Source organism: Halalkalicoccus jeotgali B3, from assembly GCF_000196895.1.
Taxonomy (GTDB): domain Archaea; phylum Halobacteriota; class Halobacteria; order Halobacteriales; family Halalkalicoccaceae; genus Halalkalicoccus; species Halalkalicoccus jeotgali.
In genome coordinates this window covers 1,537,882-1,555,395 of the sequence record NC_014297.1, presented here as the reverse complement: position 1 = coordinate 1,555,395, position 17,514 = coordinate 1,537,882, and the positions used below count along the sequence as shown (strand labels likewise).

The following is a 17,514-nucleotide window of genomic DNA, read 5'->3' as shown; positions in this document are numbered from 1 at the left end:
GCGATTCCCGTTTTTTGACGCTACCCGCGCAGCCACGCCTCGGGATGGCGCTCTCGCAGGTGGTTCTGGTAGGCCTTGACGACCGCCGAGTGTGAGCCGGCAGTGACTGACCACGAACACCGATCGCACCGACCGAGCAGGGGCCTTTCGCCGACACCGTCCAAGGGGTTCGGTTCGTCCATGCTACTCGATAGCGCCCCACAGTACTCCCCCTGTCGCTCCCCGGGCCCCGGTCGCGCGACAACCGTTATGCTCCCGGGCACTCAACAGGAGTTCATGTGCAAGTACTGTGGCTACAACACCCACGAGGGCTGGGATCAGCTCCTCCAGTACGACGCTACCTATCAGGACAGCCGAAAGAAGGCGGAAAACTACGGCTTTCACGAGTCCTGGGACGACCTCCGCGAGCAGTTCAGCGCTGACGACTAGGGCGGAAACGGATCGGCAACGCCCGAGAGTCCCGAGTCACGCTCCGCGTCGGTCACCAACGCCTCGTCGAGCGTCGCCCTGATCCCCGGTTCATCGAGCTCCGTCCCGATGAAGACGAGCTCGGTTCGCCGGTCGTCCTCGGGATGCCACTGCCCGATCGGCCCGGCCTTGATCGACCCGCCGGCGAGGTTGAAGCCCATCACGTCGTCGCGCCCGGCGAGCCGGAAGATCCCCTTCGCCCGGACGATCCCCGAGAGCGACTCGAAGGCCTCGTCGAGGCGCTCGGGATGGAAGGAGCGGTTCTCGCGGTAGACGAACGACTCGACGCCGAGCGCTTCTTCGGGATGCGTGTGGCCGTGCCCGCCGGCGAGCTCGCGCTTCCAGCCGACGTGGCGCTGGGCCTCCTGCAGGTCGAACCGGCCGGTTCCGAGCACCCGTCCCGGGTCGATCTCCGAGTAGGTCGTACGAACGATCTCCGCGCGTGGCTGCAGGCGCTCTACGATCGCCTCGATCTCGTCGAGTTTCGTCTCCTCGACCAGGTCCGTCTTGTTGAGAAGCAGGAGATCGCAGAACTCAATCTGGTCGATCAGGAGCTCGGTCAGCGGGCGGTCGGCCCCTCCGTTCCCCGCCTCGGGGATTTCGCCCGCGTCGAACGCCCGCTCGAACGCCGCGGCGTCGATCACCGATACCGTGGTGTCGAGGCGGAAGTTCTCGGGAGCGCCCTCGTCGTTCGCATCGCTCCCCTCGCCCTGGGTGAAGGTCCGGGCGACGGGGATCGGCTCGCTGATGCCCGAGGATTCGACGAGGAGATAGTCGAACTCGCGACTCTCGGCGAGGCGCCGTGCCTCGGTCAGCAGGTCCTCGCGCAGTTCACAGCAGATACAGCCGTTCGAGAGGTCGACGATCCCTTCGTTATCCCCCTCCCGGGCGATCAGGTTCGCGTCGACGTTGACCTCGCCCATGTCGTTGACGATCACCGCGACCTCGTAGCCCTCGCGATTCGTGAGGACGTGGTTGACCAGCGTGGTCTTGCCCGCTCCGAGCGAACCGCTAACGACCGTCACCGGTATCGGCTCCGTCATATGTGAACAACTGTCGGCCCGGGCAAAAGCGTGTCGCGGCCGGCCTACCCGTCGGCGTCCAGTGCCGTCGGATCGTCCTCGAGGACCCCCATCGCGAGCCAGCAGTTCGTGATCGGGTGATACCCCGGTTCGACTGCGGGTCCGTGATCGGGCTCGGGAAGTTCGCCCTCGCGGGTGAGTCGTTCGTACCAGTTGCCGTATCGGGGGTTGATCAGGTGCTCGGCGGAATACTCCCAGAGGCGGTCGTACCACTCGAGATACGAGGAGTCGTACCGGGCCAACAGCGCGCTCGCGCCGATCGCCTCGGTGTGGGCCCAGCCGTACTTCTCGTCGACGATCGGTTCTCCGGAGGCTTCGACCGTGTAGTAGAGCCCCCCATGATTTCCGTCCCAGCCCAGCTCCATCGCGCTGTCGAACAGTTCCATCGCACGCTCGGTGAGCCAGTCCTCCTCGCGGTGTTCGGCAAGGAGGATCAGAAGCTTCGCCCACTCGGCGTGATGGCCCGGCTGGTAGCCCGGCGGGCGGAACTGGTGGTCGGGCTCGTCTTCGTTGTACGAGAGGTCGTGCTTCCAAGACTCCGTGTAGTGCTCCCAGAGCAGGCCGTCGGTCTCCGTGGCGAGCTCGCGGGTGAAGCGCTCGGCGACTTCGATGGCTCGCTCGAAAAACCGTTCCTCTCCCGTGGCCTCGCCCGCAGCGAGCAGCGCTTCAAGGGTGTGCATGTTCGCGTTCGCACCCCGATACGGCGAGAGCTCCGCCCAATCGGGCGAGGCTCGGTCGGCGTAGAGTCCCCGTTCGGGCTCGAAGAAGCGCTTCTCAAGGACCGAGAACGCCCGGTCGAGCTCCGCTCGTCCACCCGGAATACCGGCCTGATGTACCCGCGCACCCGCAAGTAGCGCGAACGCGTGGCCGTAACAAAAGCGCGTCCGATCGACGGGCGCACGCTCGTCGAGCAGCCAGTCGTACCCCTCGTGCTCGGGGTCCCAGTGAGCGGTTGAGAGGAAGCGGAGCCCGTGTTCGGCGGCATGGCGGCACCACTCGGGGCCGTCGGCGAGGGTTCCCAAGGAGAAGTTGTTGATCGCGCGGGCGGTTGCGACGAGGTGCTTGCTGCGCGAGTCATAGACGTATCCCGCCCGTTCGTCGAGCTGGGCGACGTAGCCACCGACTCGCGTGTCGAGACAGTCTGGGTAGTAGAAGTTCAAGACGTCACGGAAGGCGTGGCGGAGTCCCTCGCGTGTGCGATAGACGTTCGTCTCCATGGTCGTCCTAGGCCAACGGAACCGCGGGGGACATAGCCACCGTGGTTCCGTCCCGAGGGCGTGTTGGCGATCGAAGTTCGGGTCGCGATCAGTCGTCGGCCGGTGCCTCGTCGGTGGGTTCGATGCCGACCTCGATCTCGGCTGCTGCCGCCTTGTATTCGGGGATCTTCGCGCGTTCGTCGAGCACGTCGTTCGTGAGCCGGTTCGCGGAGGCCGCGGCGAAGTGCGGCGTCGTCCAGATCGCCCCCTCCTTGATGTCCTCGGTGATCTGCGCCTCGACGGTGATCTCGCCGCGCCGCGAGCGGATCGTCACCTCTTGACCGTCCTCGATCCCGTAGCGCTCGGCGTCGTTCGGGTGGATGTCGACGAAGTTCTCGGGGTGCTGGCGGTTCAGCGTCGGCGACCGTCGGCTCATAGTCCCCGTGTTGTAGTGTTCCTCAAGGCGCGCGGTGGTGAGGATCAGCGGGTACTCGTCGTCGGGGGTTTCGGCCGGCGGGGTGTGATTGACGCCCTCGATGTGGCCCAGTCCGCTCTCGGTGTCGAAATCCTCCTCGTAGAGGTACTGGTCGCCCGCGTCGCCCTCCTCGTAGCAGGGCCACTGGATCCCCTCCTCGCCGAGCGCGTCGTAGGTCATCCCGTGGTAGCTCGGACAGACCTGTCGAAGTTCCTCGAACACTTCCTCGGGGTCCTCGAAGTCGAACCCCTCGCCGAACAGTCGGGTGCCGATCTCCGAGACGATCTCGAGGTCGTGTTTGGTGTTCTCGTGGACCTTCTGAACCGGGCGCATCCGCTGGACCCTCCTGTCGGTGTTCGTGACGGTGCCGCCGCGCTCGGCCCAGGTCGTCGCCGGCAGCACCACGTCGGCGTACTTCGCCGTCTCGGTCATGAAGATGTCCTGGGCGACGATGAACTCCAGCTCCTGGATGCGTTCCGCGACGTCGTTCGCGTCGGGCTCGCTCATCACGGGGTTCTCGCCCATGACGTACAGCCCGTTGACCGACTCGCCGAACTCGTGGGAGATCTCGACGTTCGTCAGCCCCGGTTCCGGGGGTACGTCGAAGCCCCAGACCTCCTCGACGCTCTTTCTGGCTTCGTCGTCGTCGACCAGCTGGTAGCCGGGGAGGACGTTCGGCATCGCGCCGACGTCACAGGTCCCCTGGACGTTGTTCTGGCCCCGCAGCGGGTTCACTCCTGTCCCCGGTCGCCCGAGGTTGCCCGTGATCAGCGCGAGGTTGATCTCGTTTTGGACGTTGTCGACGCCACAGGCGTGCTGGCTCATCCCCATTCCGGTGAAGATGGCGGCGTTGTCGGCGCTGGCGTACTTCTCGGCGGCGAGTTCGAGGTCTTCGAGTGGAACACCACACTCCTCGGCGGCGGCCTCCTTATCGAAGTCCTCGAGGGTCTCTTTGAGGTGCTCGAAGCCCTCGGTGCGCTCCTCGATGAACGCCTCGTCGATCCAGCCCTCGGCGGGGTTCTCCTCGTGCTTTTCGAGGATCGTCTTGATGACGACGTTCAAAAGCGGGATGTCAGTGCCCGGTTCGAGCTGGAGGTGCATGTGCCGGTCGGTGTCGTCGATCTTGAACGAGCGGGTCGTCTTGTTCGCGTGGGGGTCGACCTGGATGACCGTCGCGCCCTCCAAGACCGCCTGGCGGAAGTAGACGCTGTTGGCGATCGGGTGTTGTTCGCCGGGGTTCGCGCCCTGGATCCAGAAGACGTCGGCCTCCTCGCGGAGGTCTTTCATGCTATTGGTCATCGCGCCCGCGCCGAGGCTCGTTCGAAGGGCCCACACCGTCGAGGCGTGGCACATCCGCGTGCAGTTGTCGACGTTGTTCGTCCCGTACCGGCGCGCGAGCTTCTGGAGGAGGTAGTTCTCCTCGTTCATCGTCTTCGAGGAGCCGTAGAACCCCATCGCGTCGGGGCCGTACTCCTCACGGATCCGTTCGAGTTCCTCGACGATACGGCCGTAGGCCTCCTCCCACGTCGCCTCGCGGAACTCGCCGTCCTCCTTGATCAGCGGGTCTGTCAGTCGATCCTCGTGGTCGATGACCTGCGTGGCCGCACCGCCTTTGATGCAGATTTTTCCCTCGTTGACCGGCGCCTCGCCCCACGGCATGAAACGCATGTCGCCGGGCTCCTCGCCCGGTTTCACCTGGATGCCACACCCAACGCCACAGTACGGACAGATCGTCTTGACCGGCTCCTGTTCTTCAGATGCCATTGTTCTTCCTCCCTCGGTGTTTGATCATCGATCATGTAAAGGTGTACCACTCACTTAACGCCTGCGTGTGTCCCACTAGGTGATACGTAACGGGACGCGATTACGGGGCGAACGTTGAGGACACTCCCTGTCGAATAGTGAGTATGACACTCACTCGCTCGACGATCGAGGAGAAGGTGGCGGAGTACGAGCGCGAAGAGCCGTTCTATCCCGTCGAACAGGAGGGAATCGAGACGTATCCGGCGGCGTTCGCCGCCGGCGAATTCGGCTTCCGGGACGCCGAATGGGTCGTCCAGTGGTACTACCGGCGCTATCTGGGCGCCGGCAACCGGGGAGGCCCGAGCGGGCGAGGCGCACTTCGGCGAGAACGGGCGCGGTGCGGTCCGCGAGGCGGTCATCGCCGCGGCGAACGCCGCCGGGATCGAGGACGCGATCGGCCACCTGTCGGGGCTAGAGGGTGTCGATGTCGCCGTCGCGAGCGCTTTCCTCCAGTTCATCGACCCCGAACGCTACGTAGCCGTCGACGGGCGGACATGGGGCGCGCTCTCGGAAGCCGGCGAACTCGACGACCCGTATCCCGAGTCGCTCTCTATTGAGGAGTACCGCAGGTTTCTCGATACGTGTCGGGCGGTCGCCGAGGACGCCAGTATCGACTGTTGGACACTCTATCGCGCGCTCTGGCGGCTTGGACGCGAGAACTGAACGGAAACGGCTCAGAACGGCGTTTCGAGAACGACCGTCTGCTCGCGACCGGGACCGACGCCGACGGCGTAGATCGGGGTATCGAGTTCCGTGCTGATGTATTCGAGATAGGTACGGGCGTTCTCGGGAATGGCGTCGTAGCCCTCGCTGGCGACCGTCTCCCAGTCGACCGCCGGCCAGCCATCGAACGACCGATAATTGACATCACAGCGGGCCCACCGCTCGCTCGTCGAGGGTAGCGTCGTGATTTCCTCGCCGTCGAGCGTGTAGGAGTGGCCGACCTCGACCTCGTCGAGGCCGGCGAGCACGTCGATGTGGTTGATCGCGAGCCCGGTGAAACCGCTGACGCGCGCGGCGTGGCGCAACATCGGCACGTCGAGCCAGCCGACCCGGCGCGGGCGACCGGTGACCGTGCCGTACTCGCCGCCCTCGTCGCGGATTTCGGTGGCGAGGTCGGCCATCCCGGGACGGCCACCGTCCTCGGGGGTCTGACCCTCGACCGAACCGAGTTCCGTCGGAAGCTCGCCCGTGCCGACGCGCGTGAGGTACGCCTTGACGACGCCGATGACCTCGCCGCGCCCGACGACCGTCGGGCCGACGCCGGTGCCGGTCGCGGCGTAGCCCGCCGTGGGGTTCGAGGACGTCACGAACGGGTAGTCGCCGTGGTCGATGTCGATGGAGGTGCCCTGTGCGCCCTCGAACATGACGTTCTCGCCGGCCTCGATGTGCTCGGTGAGATAGTCGCCGGCGTTGACGGTCATCCCCTCCTCGGCGAGGCGCTCGCCGTACCGGCGGTACTGTTCGTAGAGGCTCCCGATGTCGAAGGCCTCGTCGGTCGTCGCGCCGAAGACGTCCTCGGCGAGCGCGCGCTTCTGGGGGACGGCGTACTCGAGTTTAGTTCTGAGCGAGTCGGGATCGAGCAGGTCGCCGATCCGGATCCCCCGGCGGCCGACCTTGTCCTCGTAGGTCGGACCGATCCCTTTGCCGGTGGTGCCCGCATCGAGGTCCGAGTCCGATTTGGCGCGCTCCTCGATCCCGTCCAGGACGGTGTGATAGGGCATGATGACGTGGGCGCGCTCTGCGACCCGCACGTCGGGGTCGAGCCCGCGCTCTCGCAGGGCGTCGAGTTCCGAGAACAGCGTCTCGGGGTTGACGACACAGCCGTTGCCGAGCACGCCGACCTTCCCGCGAACCGCGCCGCTGGGGACGAGCGAGAGTTTGTACTCCTCGTCGCCGTGAACGACGGTGTGGCCGGCGTTGTCGCCGCCCTGATAGCGGGCGACGACGTCGACGGACTCGCCGTAGAGATCGACGACCCCGCCCTTGCCTTCGTCGCCGAGTTGAGACCCGACGATGGTGACGGTCATAACAGCCGCCGGTTCTTCCCCGGCCGCTAAACCGATTACGGTATGGGTGGCCGCCCGGAACCGACTCTCGCCGCCTTCGATCGAACCGGCCCCGCTCGGCGGGAGTTCCGAGTGGACCGGAAACGTTACCTACTGCCACGACGTAGACCCGAGTTGGAATCGCGGATGGCGCCGCCCGAGGGCAACGTTTAAAAGGTGCAACGACAAGTTAACAAATGCCATGATAGACCGGCTTGAGAAAGAAGTCGATATGCTGGAACGGCACCTCCAGGTCCTGAAGATGGTCATCGAGAACGAACCCATCGGGATCGTGAAGATGTCGAACGAAACCGGCTACCCCCACCACAAAGTCCGCTACTCGCTTCGCGTCCTCGAGGAGGAGAACCTCATCGAACCCTCCAGTCAGGGAGCGATCACTACCGAGCGCACCGAGGAGTTCGTCGCCGATCTCGACGACAAACTCGCGGAGACGATCGGCACCCTCGAAGGGATGAAAATCGAGGGCGTCGCCGAAGTCGAAAGCTAGAGTTCTGGAACGGTGAGGTGAAACGTCCCGTCGTGTGTCTCGATCAGACAGAGGTGATAGCCCGTGCGCCGCGAGATCGTCACGTAACTCTCCCGAGAGTCACCGCCGAGCAGGCCCGAGCGCGTCGCCTCCTCGGCCGTCGAGAGCGCCTCGGGATCGAAGTAGCTCGTCGTTAGTACCATCGCGCCCGCGAGGTCGGTCGCCGCCGTTTTCGCGTCGGTCGCCTCCTCGACGAGCGCCGCGACCCGGTCTGCGGTCGTCGCCGCGCGCGTCGCGTCACAATCCAGAACGACCAGCGCCTCGCCCATCCGATCCCGGCAGATCACGTCGAAGCGCCACGATCCCGCTTCGGTTTCGATCACCCCGTCGAACTCGATCCGGTCGATCGCGGGCAGCGCATCGTAGAGCGCGCCGAGCGAGTTCGCGTGGCCCGTTGCCGCGAGTTCGAACGGCAACTCGCCGACGAGCCACTCGGCGAACCGGTGTTCGAGGCGGTTGGTAAGAAACCCCTCGAAAGGGTCGCCATCGACCGTCACATCGGCCGCCTCGAACTCGGTGCGCCGTTCGAGCCGGAGATTCTCCGCGAGCGTCTCTCGGTCGATCTCGCCCGCATGGGCGTCCTCGAGGGTCGCGGCCCCCTTCGAGGCGTAGCGAACGAAGAGGTTCGTCCCCGAGAGGGCCGTCCTCGGATCCAGTTCCCGGCCCGACGGTGTCTCCGATTCCGACCCCGAGTCGGTCGACGGGGCGTTCTCCTGGGCGGCCAGTCGTCGTTCGAGGTCCTCGACTTCCTCACGGAGTCGCGTGATCGTCCGTTCGGCGTCCTCGCGGGCCTTGCGCTCCGATTCGAGTGCGTCGAGCGCCTGTGAGAGGAGCTCCTCGCCAGGTTCGGGCGCGGTTTCGGCCGGCGGTGTGGCCTCGGCCTCCGTTGTCGCGAGCGCACTCCGGGCGGGGTCGAGAGACGGGATCCGGGTGGTCTCGCGCCACTGGCGTTCGGCGGCGATCCGATCCTCGACGGGCTCCTCGATCACCGACCCCCAGCGCTCGCTCGCGTCGGTCGGTTCGGAGGGTGCTCCGACGTCGGCTACCGGGTGGTCGCTATCGGCGTTCAGTTCGGACTCGGTAGGGGCAGTGGGTTCGGCGGAGTCGGTACGGTTAGCCTCCGGGGGGTCGCGCTCCGAATCGGTCTCCTCCTCGACCGCCCGCGCCTCGGTGCGGGCGTCGTTGGGTTCGTCGGGCGCAGGGTCGCCGTCGGTCGCGTCCGTCCCGCTCGATTCATCCAGATCCGTCGCCGTCCCCGTGTCGGCCGTCGCATCGGGGATCGGGATCTCGTCGACGTCGACCGCCTCGACCGTGTAGATCCCCACCTCGTCGGCGAGGCGCGAAGCGGCGTCCTCGTCGGTGAGCAGTCGGTCGGTCGATCCGACGAAGCCGACGCTCATCGATCGACCTCGGTGGTAGACGACGAAGTAATCGCCGCTGAGGACGTTCTCGGAGAGTTCGACGTAGCCGGTGAACCCGCTCGATTCGAGGGTCTCTTGTGTCGATTCGATCGGCGTCTCGTCGGTGTAGTAGGTCGCACGCGTCTCGCCGCCACGCTCTCGCATCGAAAGGAGCAACGGCAGAGCCGGGTGCGGCGCGCTGTGGGCGGTCAGCGGGGCCGCCCGGAACTCCTCGATGGATCCCCCGAAGAGCCCGATCGCGCGGCCGTTGAGCATGAACAGGGTGGCTCCCGACGCAGCGATCGCACCCGAGAACTCCGACTCGGCGAGCGCCCCAAGGCCGGCGTAGCCGGTCGCCGCCGACCGGGGCTCCCAGCCCGCGACGCAGGTCTCCGTACGCGGTTGCATGCCGGTCGAGAGACGTCACTAATACATTATTCTTCCTACATACAAGAATTTAGATTAAATCTTTCGCTCGGCGTCGTCGGCGAGTTCGGCCATGCGCTTGCCGATCCGGCCGGCACTGGAGAACTCGTCGTTGCTCATGGCGTTCGCGAGCGCGTTGCCCAGGACGAACACGGCGTGTTTGTGCTCGCTTTTGGACTTGTGAACGTGCGAGGGGTCGACGTCGAGCTGTTCGTAGGGGGCGAAGAGTTCCTCGTCGACATCCTCCTGTCGTTTGAAGTACTCCATGATGGAGACCATCTGATCGTGAAGCTCCAGAAGTTCGTCCTTGTGCATCGTATCTACCGCTATGACGGACGGCGTGTTAAGAATTTCCCGCCTGGCCCGTCCCTCCGTCACCGGCCTCGGCCGATTCAGAAGACGTACTCGTCGTCGTGGCCCATCATTCCGTCATCCTCGAGCGTGGGCTCTTCGTCCATCTGTGGACCGCTCGTCTTATACGCTTTCAATCCGGCAGAGAGCAGGTCCTCGATCGCTTCCTCGCGGGTCGCGAACTCGCCCTGATCGACCATCTGTGCGATCTGCATCTCGAGGTGCTCCGGGACGGTGATTTCTACTTTCGGCATCGGAACAACCGGGGCTTCGATAGAGGCGTATTTAACTCTGACGGGAGAAATCATCTCGAAATACGAAAGGAAATCAACGAATCGATAAACACCGCTTCGCGCCCCGGCCGGTTCGGTAAGCATACGGTCGTCGGTCGACTCGTAGTACCCATGAACGCGACCGATGTCACGGAGCTCTATCGGGAGTTCGGGGAGGACCGGCTACCGCCGGGTCAACGCGAGACCTCGGCGTTTCCAGTCCTCTCGAAGGGGCCCGTTCCGGAGTTCGATCCCACATCGTGGGAATTTACCGTCACGGGTGCCGTAGCGGAGGACCGTTCGTTCTCGTGGGAGGAGTTTACTGACCTCCCCACGACGACCCAGCGCCAGGACTTTCACTGTGTCACCGGTTGGAGCAAGTTCGACTGCGAGTTCACCGGTATCCCGTTCCCCGAACTCGCCGACCGCGCTGGAATCCATGACGATGCGGTTCACGTCATGTTCTCCGCGCTCGACGGGTACACAACGAACCTCCCGCTCGACGACTGTCTGCGCGAGGAGGTCCTGTTGACGTGGGAGTTCGACGGCGAGCCCTTGCCGCCGGAACACGGTGGACCGCTTCGCGTGGTGACACCTCACAAGTACGCCTACAAGGGCGCGAAATGGGTCGACGGTATCGAGTTCCTCACCGAGCCCGAACGCGGGTTCTGGGAGAACCGCGGCTACTCGAACACCGCCGACCCGTGGAACGAGGAACGGTACGGCTGAGTCGGGCGAAACGATCCGCCGGACTACGAACCCGCCCGAGAGAACGGCGTCCCGACACCGTCCGATCGGTTGCTGGCTCGACACACACACCGGGTTTCCGGTGAAACGAGGGCAGTTAGGGACCCCATCGGAATTCGGCCTTTCCGAGCGATACGCTCGACGGTATCGAATAGTATATGTATTATAGCCAGTGTATAGTTCATTAAGTAGATCGCAAAAATAGGAAAGGAGGCGATCTTCGATCGCGTCGTGGCTCGACTCTCCATCTGAATGGCCACTCAGGGCCGCTTCGAGCCGTCTTCAACGTTCGCCTACTACCGACCGAACCTGCGCCCGGATCGTTCCCCGTTCCCCGTTCCCCGTTCCCCGTTCCCCGTTCGACGTTCGTCCCACACCCCGGCTTCGATTGGAGGGTAACTCGCCCTCAATTCCCGTTTCACCGGAAACCCGGTGTGTGTGCGCTCGCGTCGCTTGGCCGTCCGCCGAGGCGAAACACAAGCGCTATTTCACCGGAAACGTGGTGTGGGGTATGGTCGAGACGGACGAGTTGTTCATTCGCGATGACCCCATCTTCGTCAACAAGGAGCTCTTGGAGATCAACCACCTCCCCGACGAGGGCCGGATCGTCGGACGCGACGAGGAGATCAAGCTGCTCGCAAACGCCGTCAACCCCGCGATCTTCGGGCAGAGTCCGAGCAACATCCTCATCTACGGGAAGACCGGGACCGGCAAATCGCTGTGTGCGAAACACGTCTCCGGGCGGCTGGTCGACGCAGCCGAGAGCGAGGGCGTGACCGCCGCCTTCGCCTACGTCGATTGTGCCCAAGACACCACCGAGACCCAGGCCGTCCAGACGATCGCCAGCAGCCTCAACCGCCCCCAGGCGACCGGCATCAACATCCCCGACAAGGGGATCAGCACCGCTACCTACTACAAGCGCCTCTGGCGCATCCTCGACGAGAGCTACGACGTCGTGTTGATCCTCCTCGACGAGATCGATAAACTCGCTGATGACGCGATCCTCATGCAGCTCTCGCGGGCGGGCGAAGCGGGCAAGCTCACCGACTGTAAGATCGGCGTCGTCGGGATCAGTAACAAAATCCGGTACAAGGACAGGATGGACGAACGGGTGAAATCGAGCCTCTGTGAACGCGAGTTCGTCTTCCCACCCTACGACGCCTCCCAGCTGGGCGAGATCATGGAGGCCCGACGCGACGCCTTCCGGGAGGGTGTCCTCGACGGCGGCGTGATCCCGCGGGCGGCGGCGCTGGCCGCCCGCGAACACGGCGACGCCCGCAAGGCGATCGACATCCTCCGCTATGCCGGCGAGATCGCCCAGTCGACGGGCGCCGAGCGGGTGCAGGAGGGGTTCGTCACCGACGCCAGAAAGCGCGCCGAAACCGACCGGTTTCGCGAACTCATCCGTGGGTCGACGCCCCACTCGCGGTACGTCCTCAACGCGCTGACGATCCTCTCGCTGAACGATGCCGGTACCGACGGGTTCCGAACGACCGCGATATACGACGTCTACGAGGAGATCTGCAGGCAGGAGGGCACCGATACGCTCTCGCTGCGTCGGGTTCGTGACCTCCTGAAGGAACACGCGTTTCTCGACATCATCGAACAGTCCCGCCACAGCGGCGGCAGCGCCGAAGGGAGCTACACCAAACACCGGCTGCTCGAGGACCCGACGGTCGTTCGGGACGTCCTCGTCGATCAGGGCTGACTCTCGGTCCGAATTCACCGGAAACCCGGTGTATTTCACCGGAAACACGGTGTCCAACTGTCGGATAGGTACGCTGAAGGGGACGGGACCCCGAGAACGGGTAATGACCGTCTCAGACCGGGATGGTCCGACGATCGCGTCCGCCGGGGACGAGAGCGGGCCGGTCGTGAGTCGGGCCTGCGAGGTCGTGGACCTCTCCTATCGCTCGTTTCTCGCCGATCGCGCGCCCCCGCGGGTGTACTGGACCGCCCCCCACGGTCTCGAGATCGCCGGCGGCGGCGCGGCCGCTCGGCTCCGCGCGACGGGGGACGAACGCTTCGAGACCCTCCGTGCGGACGCCGAGCGCCTGTTTTCCTCGCCCAACGCGGCGCTGGCCGGCGGCGACGACCTGCCCGCGCCCGCCCGCCCGCGGGCCTTCGGGGGCGTAGCCTTTCACGCCGGCCACGACCCCGTCACCCCCTGGGAGGGGTTTCCGGCCGCCGAGTTCGTCGTTCCCCGGATCCAGCTCACCCGGACCGACGAGACGACGTGGCTCACGGTTTCGGCCTCCGGGACCGACGTCGCGGTCGGGGACGTCAAGCGGGAACTCGAAGACGTCCGCGCGGCGCTCGCCGCCCACCCCGCGATGCAGCCAAGCGGCGGCTCGCCGGGCATCGCCGGGACCCGATTGCGGACCTCCCGCGAGGAGTGGACCCGGCAGGTCCAACGCGCAACCGACCGCATCGCCGCGGGCGAGCTCCGAAAGGTCGTCCTCGCCCAGTCGCTCGAAGTCGACCTCGCCTCCGGGATCGAGATTCCCGACGTGCTCGAACGGCTCAGACGGACCTACCCCGAGTGTTACCGCTTCCTGATCGAACCCACCGACGCGGCGAGTTTCTTCGGCGCACCGCCCGAACGGCTGGTCTCGCTTTCGGGACGGCGCGTCGAGACGGAGGCGCTTGCGGGGTCGGTCGCGCGCGGTGAGACGCCCGAGGAGGACCACGAACTGATGAGCTCGCTCTTCGAGAGCGAGAAGATCCGACACGAACAGGGCGTGGTCGTCGACACCATCCGCGAGCAACTCGAACCGCTCGGCGAGATTCGCGTCGACGAGCGCACCGTAAGGAAGCTCGCGACGATCCAGCACCTCCGGACGCCCATCAGGGCCGACCTCGCGGACGAGGAACACGTCCTCTCGATCGTCGAGGCGCTCCACCCCACGCCCGCGGTCGGCGGTCTGCCCCCCGAGAGGGCGTGGGAGACGATCCGCGGGACCGAGACCTTCGATCGGGGCTGGTACGCCTCGCCCGTGGGCTGGTTCGACGCCGACGGCGACGGCGAGTTCGCCGTGGCGATCCGGTCGGGCGTCGCCAGCGACGCCCGCCTCACGCTGTTTGCGGGCAACGGGATCGTCGCCGACAGCGACCCCGACGAGGAGTGGGCCGAGGTCCAGCTGAAATACCGGCCGATCCTCGACGCGCTGGGCGAATGAGCGCGCCGAATCGTGCGACCCTCTGGGGGCGGACGGTCGTCGACGAACTCGTCGCCTCGGGTATCGAGGACGTCTGTCTCGCGCCGGGCAGCCGATCGACGCCGCTGACGGTGGCGTTTTCGACCCACGACTCGATCACCGTCCACTCGCATCTCGACGAGCGCTCGGCGGCCTTCTACGCGCTCGGACGGGCAAAACGCACCGGCGAGCCGACGCCGCTGGTCTGTACCTCCGGGACCGCCGCCGCGAACTTCCATCCCGCGGTGATCGAGGCGTCCCAGTCGCGGGTGCCGATGCTCCTGTTGACCGCGGATCGTCCCGCCGAGTTACGCGACTCGGGCGCGAACCAGACCATCGACCAGACGAAACTCTACGGCGAGGCCGTTCGGAGCTACCGCGAACTGCCCGAACCCGCACCCGAGGGGCGCCGGCTCCGCTCGCTTCGGACGACTGTCTGTCGAGCCCTCGCCGAGAGTACTGGCACGCCAGCGGGACCGGTCCACATCAACGCCCCGTTTGCCAAACCGCTCGAACCGACCGAAACCGACGACGTTCCCGCCGACTTCCCAAGGCGCCGCCCCACCGCGGTCGAGGGTCGCGAGGGGCCGTTCGTCTCGGTCACGCCGGGTCGTCCGGCGATCGCTCCCCGCGATCGCCGGACGTTGGTCGAGGCGATCGACGGTGCGGACCGCGGGCTGATCGTCGCCGGGCCCTCCGATTCCCTCGACGGCGGGGCGATCCGTAGGCTCGCCCGTGCGGCCGGGTTTCCGCTCCTCGCCGACCCGCTCTCGGGGGCGCGCTTTGGCACTGCGGGGACCGACGGGGCGACCGTGATCGGCGGCTACGACTCGTGGCTCGCGAGCGTCGAGTGGCCCGATCCGGATCTCGTCGTTCGCTTCGGTGCCTCGCCCACCTCGAAGACGCTCAGGAACTACCTCCGGGACGGAGAGGCCCGCCAAATCGTCGTCGACCCCGCCGGCGAGTGGCGCGAGGCGACGTTCACGGCCACGGATCTGGTCGTCGCCGACGGGACTGATCTCGCCTCCGCGCTCGCCGCTGATCTCGACTCCCCCGAACCCGGAACGTGGCGAGAACGCTTCGCGGAGGCGGAAACACGATACTGGAAGGCGATCGCCGAGGAAACCGGCGAGTTGTTCGAGGGGGCGGTCCTCGAACGCGTTTTCTCGGGTGCGCCCGACCCCGCGACCGTCTTCGTCTCGAACTCGATGCCGATCCGGGACACAGACCGCTTCGCTCGACCACGAGACGCCGAGCTAACCGTCCTCGGGAATCGCGGTGCCAGCGGGATCGACGGGATCACCTCCAGCGCCCTGGGCGCCGGAAGCGCCACCGACGACCCGCTCGTGCTCGTCACGGGTGACCTGGCGTACTACCACGACACGAACGGCCTGCTCGCGCTCTCCAGATGCGGGGTCGACGCCACGATCGTCCTCATCAACAACGACGGCGGGGGCATCTTCCATATGCTCCCCATCGAGGCCTTCGACCCGCCCTTCACCGACCAGTTCGAGACCCCCCACGGCCTCGACTTCGCGCCGACGGGCGAGTTGTACGGGTTCGAGTTCGTCCGCACGGACTCGCTTTCGGGCTTTGAGGCCGCGTACGATGCCTCGCTTTCGAGTTCCGGGACGCAGGTCATCGAGGTACGCACCGACGGGGAAGCGAGCCATCGACGGCGCGAGGCGATCCACGAGCGGGTCGGCGAGCGCCTCGGATAACGGGCGCTTTTGTCGGCCGGTTGCGTACCGGCGAGCATGGTTTCGGAACTCTTCGATCCCGACCGCTGGGAGCCCGTCGACAACGACTTCGACGACATTACGTACCACCGCGCGCCCGAAACGGGCGCGGTGCGGATCGCCTTCGACCGACCGGCGGTGCGAAACGCCTTCCGGCCCGGCACGGTCGATGAACTCTATCGCGCGCTGGACCACGCGCGAAAACAGACCGACGTGGGCTGTGTCCTATTGACCGGCAACGGCCCCTCCGCGATCGACGGCGGCTGGGCCTTCTGCTCGGGGGGCGATCAGTCCGTGCGCGGGGGATCGGGCTACGAGTACCGCGGCGAGGACGAGGCCGGCGAGGACGACAGCGAGACGGTTCGGGAGGCGAAAGCCGGACGACTCCACATCCTCGAGGTCCAGCGACTCATCCGCTTTATGCCCAAACCCGTGATCGCCGTGGTGCCCGGGTGGGCGGTCGGCGGGGGTCACTCGCTGCACGTGATCTGTGATCTGACCCTCGCTTCGGAAGAACACGCGAAGTTCCTCCAGACCGACCCCGACGTGGCGAGTTTCGACGCCGGGTTCGGTTCCGCGTACCTCGCACGCCAGATCGGCCAGAAGAAAGCCAGGGAGGTCTTCTTCCTCGGAAAGACCTACTCCGCCGAGGAGGCAGTGGAGATGGGCATGGCAAACGAGGTGGTCGCTCACGAGAACTTAGAGGACGTCGCCCTAGAGTGGGCCGAGGCGATCACCTCGAAGAGCCCCACCGCGATCCGAATGTTGAAGTTCGGGTTCAACGCGGTCGACGACGGGATGGTCGGCCAGCAAGTCTTCGCCGGCGAGGCCACCCGACTGGGCTACATGACCGACGAGGCCCGCGAGGGTCGGGACGCTTTCATGGAGAAACGTGACCCCGACTTCTCGGAGTACCCCTGGCACTACTGAGACCCGTCGTCGGCGAGCGCGAGGAGTTACTACACAGTATCACGGTATGGGACTGCCGACCACGCTTTTGTTCCCGCCGGCCCTAATGCCGGCATGGACGAGCGGACTCCCGTCGAGATGGATGACGACGAGCGCGACGCCTTCCTCGGAACCGGCGGGACCGGCGTCATATCCGTTCCGACGCCGGCCGACGACCCGCCACACGCGATCCCGGTTTCCTACGGCTACGACGCGACCGAGACCACCTTCTACTTCCGTCTCGCGGTGGGCTCGGACCGGGAGAAAGGCGACGTGGCGGGCCGGACGGTCACGTTCGTGACCTACGGGCACGAAGACGACGCTTGGGAGAGCGTCATCGCGGTCGGTCGCCTTGAGAAGACGACGGCCGAACCGATCGCCACCGAGACCCTACAGGGGCTCGAACGGGTCCACATCCCGATCGTCGACGTCTTCGGTGAGCCGCCACGAACGGTGTCGTTCGAGTACTTCCGGCTCGTCCCCGAGCGACTGACCAGCCGAAAGGAGTCACGAACCGAGGTCTGAGACCCACCCGGAAGCTACCCGCCACCTAACCACGACCGAACGCCCAGGATCACGGCCAGCGCCGCGAACCCCGCCCCGAGGAGCCACTCGGGGGAGCCCACCGGCGCGCCCCACGAGCCGTCCGCGAACGCGAGTGCGAACACGAACACTGCAAGACCCAACAGAAACACGGCCAACGCCACCGGCGACGAGCGCGCCTCCGAGAGCGTGTATCTCATATGTGGTACTTGTTCTCTCATATCAAATATTTTTCCCGACACCGGGCCGAACCACAGGCGCTATGCGCCGCC

18 protein-coding genes are annotated in these 17,514 nt (G+C 65.8%); 9 read left to right on the top strand and 9 right to left on the bottom strand.

Annotated elements, in window-relative coordinates; genetic code table 11:
• Positions 1 to 20: 20 nt before the first annotated feature.
• Positions 21 to 182, bottom strand: coding sequence for a hypothetical protein (locus HACJB3_RS20165; protein WP_008417516.1), 162 nt, complete (start codon positions 180 to 182; stop codon positions 21 to 23).
• 94 nt (positions 183 to 276) lie between these two features.
• Between HACJB3_RS20165 and HACJB3_RS08100 the strand changes: the two genes are divergently transcribed.
• Positions 277 to 429, top strand: coding sequence for a hypothetical protein (locus tag HACJB3_RS08100; RefSeq protein WP_169312201.1), 153 nt, complete (start codon positions 277 to 279; stop codon positions 427 to 429).
• Here the strand turns inward: HACJB3_RS08100 and HACJB3_RS08095 are convergent.
• The 3 genes from HACJB3_RS08095 to fdhF form a co-directional block, all read right to left on the bottom strand.
• Entirely contained in the window at positions 426 to 1,511 is a 1,086-nt protein-coding gene (locus HACJB3_RS08095) for a CobW family GTP-binding protein (protein WP_008417518.1), read from the bottom strand. The two genes, HACJB3_RS08100 and HACJB3_RS08095, sit on opposite strands and share 4 nt — an antisense overlap.
• Before the next feature lie 44 nt (positions 1,512 to 1,555).
• Positions 1,556 to 2,767 (bottom strand): AGE family epimerase/isomerase, encoded by a 1,212-nt coding sequence (locus HACJB3_RS08090; protein ID WP_008417519.1) that lies wholly within the window; start codon positions 2,765 to 2,767, stop codon positions 1,556 to 1,558.
• A gap of 88 nt (positions 2,768 to 2,855) precedes the next feature.
• Positions 2,856 to 4,985, bottom strand: coding sequence for a formate dehydrogenase subunit alpha (gene fdhF / locus HACJB3_RS08085; protein WP_008417520.1), 2,130 nt, complete (start codon positions 4,983 to 4,985; stop codon positions 2,856 to 2,858).
• Between the two features lie 143 nt (positions 4,986 to 5,128).
• Between fdhF and HACJB3_RS18775 the strand changes: the two genes are divergently transcribed.
• Entirely contained in the window at positions 5,129 to 5,581 is a 453-nt protein-coding gene (locus HACJB3_RS18775) for a hypothetical protein (protein ID WP_202946612.1), read from the top strand.
• Positions 5,582 to 5,698: 117 nt separating this feature from the next.
• On the opposite strand, the gene HACJB3_RS08080 is transcribed toward HACJB3_RS18775, so the two are convergent.
• A complete protein-coding gene (locus HACJB3_RS08080; protein WP_008417522.1) occupies positions 5,699 to 7,054 on the bottom strand; it encodes an adenylosuccinate synthase in 1,356 nt (451 codons plus the stop codon).
• Positions 7,055 to 7,274: 220 nt separating this feature from the next.
• On the opposite strand from HACJB3_RS08080, the gene HACJB3_RS08075 reads away from it, so the two are divergent.
• Complete coding sequence (locus HACJB3_RS08075) at positions 7,275 to 7,580, top strand: hypothetical protein (RefSeq protein ID WP_008417524.1); 306 nt, start codon at positions 7,275 to 7,277, stop codon at positions 7,578 to 7,580.
• Here HACJB3_RS08075 and HACJB3_RS08070 read toward each other — a convergent pair.
• From HACJB3_RS08070 to HACJB3_RS08060, 3 genes are all read right to left on the bottom strand, one after another.
• On the bottom strand, positions 7,577 to 9,427 hold the full coding sequence (locus HACJB3_RS08070) for a DUF7527 domain-containing protein (RefSeq protein ID WP_008417527.1): 1,851 nt from the start codon (positions 9,425 to 9,427) through the stop codon (positions 7,577 to 7,579). The two genes, HACJB3_RS08075 and HACJB3_RS08070, sit on opposite strands and share 4 nt — an antisense overlap.
• 54 nt (positions 9,428 to 9,481) lie before the next feature.
• Positions 9,482 to 9,760, bottom strand: coding sequence for a UPF0058 family protein (locus HACJB3_RS08065; protein ID WP_008417528.1), 279 nt, complete (start codon positions 9,758 to 9,760; stop codon positions 9,482 to 9,484).
• Between the two features lie 77 nt (positions 9,761 to 9,837).
• The gene (locus HACJB3_RS08060; protein WP_008417529.1) at positions 9,838 to 10,050 is read right to left on the bottom strand and encodes a ribbon-helix-helix domain-containing protein; all 213 of its coding nucleotides are present in this window, start codon (positions 10,048 to 10,050) and stop codon (positions 9,838 to 9,840) included.
• A 150-nt stretch (positions 10,051 to 10,200) separates the two neighbouring features.
• Between HACJB3_RS08060 and HACJB3_RS08055 the strand changes: the two genes are divergently transcribed.
• The 6 genes from HACJB3_RS08055 to HACJB3_RS08030 all read left to right on the top strand — a co-directional run bounded on the left by HACJB3_RS08055 (position 10,201) and on the right by HACJB3_RS08030 (position 17,224).
• Positions 10,201 to 10,797, top strand: coding sequence for a sulfite oxidase-like oxidoreductase (locus tag HACJB3_RS08055; RefSeq protein WP_008417530.1), 597 nt, complete (start codon positions 10,201 to 10,203; stop codon positions 10,795 to 10,797).
• 529 nt (positions 10,798 to 11,326) lie between these two features.
• On the top strand, positions 11,327 to 12,523 hold the full coding sequence (locus tag HACJB3_RS08050; protein WP_008417531.1) for a Cdc6/Cdc18 family protein: 1,197 nt from the start codon (positions 11,327 to 11,329) through the stop codon (positions 12,521 to 12,523).
• A 103-nt stretch (positions 12,524 to 12,626) separates the two neighbouring features.
• Positions 12,627 to 13,994 carry an isochorismate synthase gene (locus HACJB3_RS08045; RefSeq protein ID WP_008417532.1) on the top strand — a complete coding sequence of 456 codons (1,368 nt, stop codon included), beginning with the start codon at positions 12,627 to 12,629 and terminating at the stop codon, positions 13,992 to 13,994.
• Positions 13,991 to 15,733, top strand: coding sequence for a 2-succinyl-5-enolpyruvyl-6-hydroxy-3-cyclohexene-1-carboxylic-acid synthase (menD, locus tag HACJB3_RS08040; RefSeq protein ID WP_008417533.1), 1,743 nt, complete (start codon positions 13,991 to 13,993; stop codon positions 15,731 to 15,733). The genes HACJB3_RS08045 and menD overlap by 4 nt, the downstream gene beginning before the upstream one ends.
• 36 nt (positions 15,734 to 15,769) lie before the next feature.
• A complete protein-coding gene (locus HACJB3_RS08035) occupies positions 15,770 to 16,681 on the top strand; it encodes a 1,4-dihydroxy-2-naphthoyl-CoA synthase (RefSeq protein ID WP_008417534.1) in 912 nt (303 codons plus the stop codon).
• Positions 16,682 to 16,774: 93 nt separating this feature from the next.
• Positions 16,775 to 17,224, top strand: coding sequence for a pyridoxamine 5'-phosphate oxidase family protein (locus HACJB3_RS08030; RefSeq protein WP_008417535.1), 450 nt, complete (start codon positions 16,775 to 16,777; stop codon positions 17,222 to 17,224).
• Between the two features lie 14 nt (positions 17,225 to 17,238).
• Here the strand turns inward: HACJB3_RS08030 and HACJB3_RS08025 are convergent, their stop codons facing one another.
• Positions 17,239 to 17,442, bottom strand: coding sequence for a hypothetical protein (locus tag HACJB3_RS08025; protein WP_008417536.1), 204 nt, complete (start codon positions 17,440 to 17,442; stop codon positions 17,239 to 17,241).
• Positions 17,443 to 17,514: the final 72 nt, after the last annotated feature.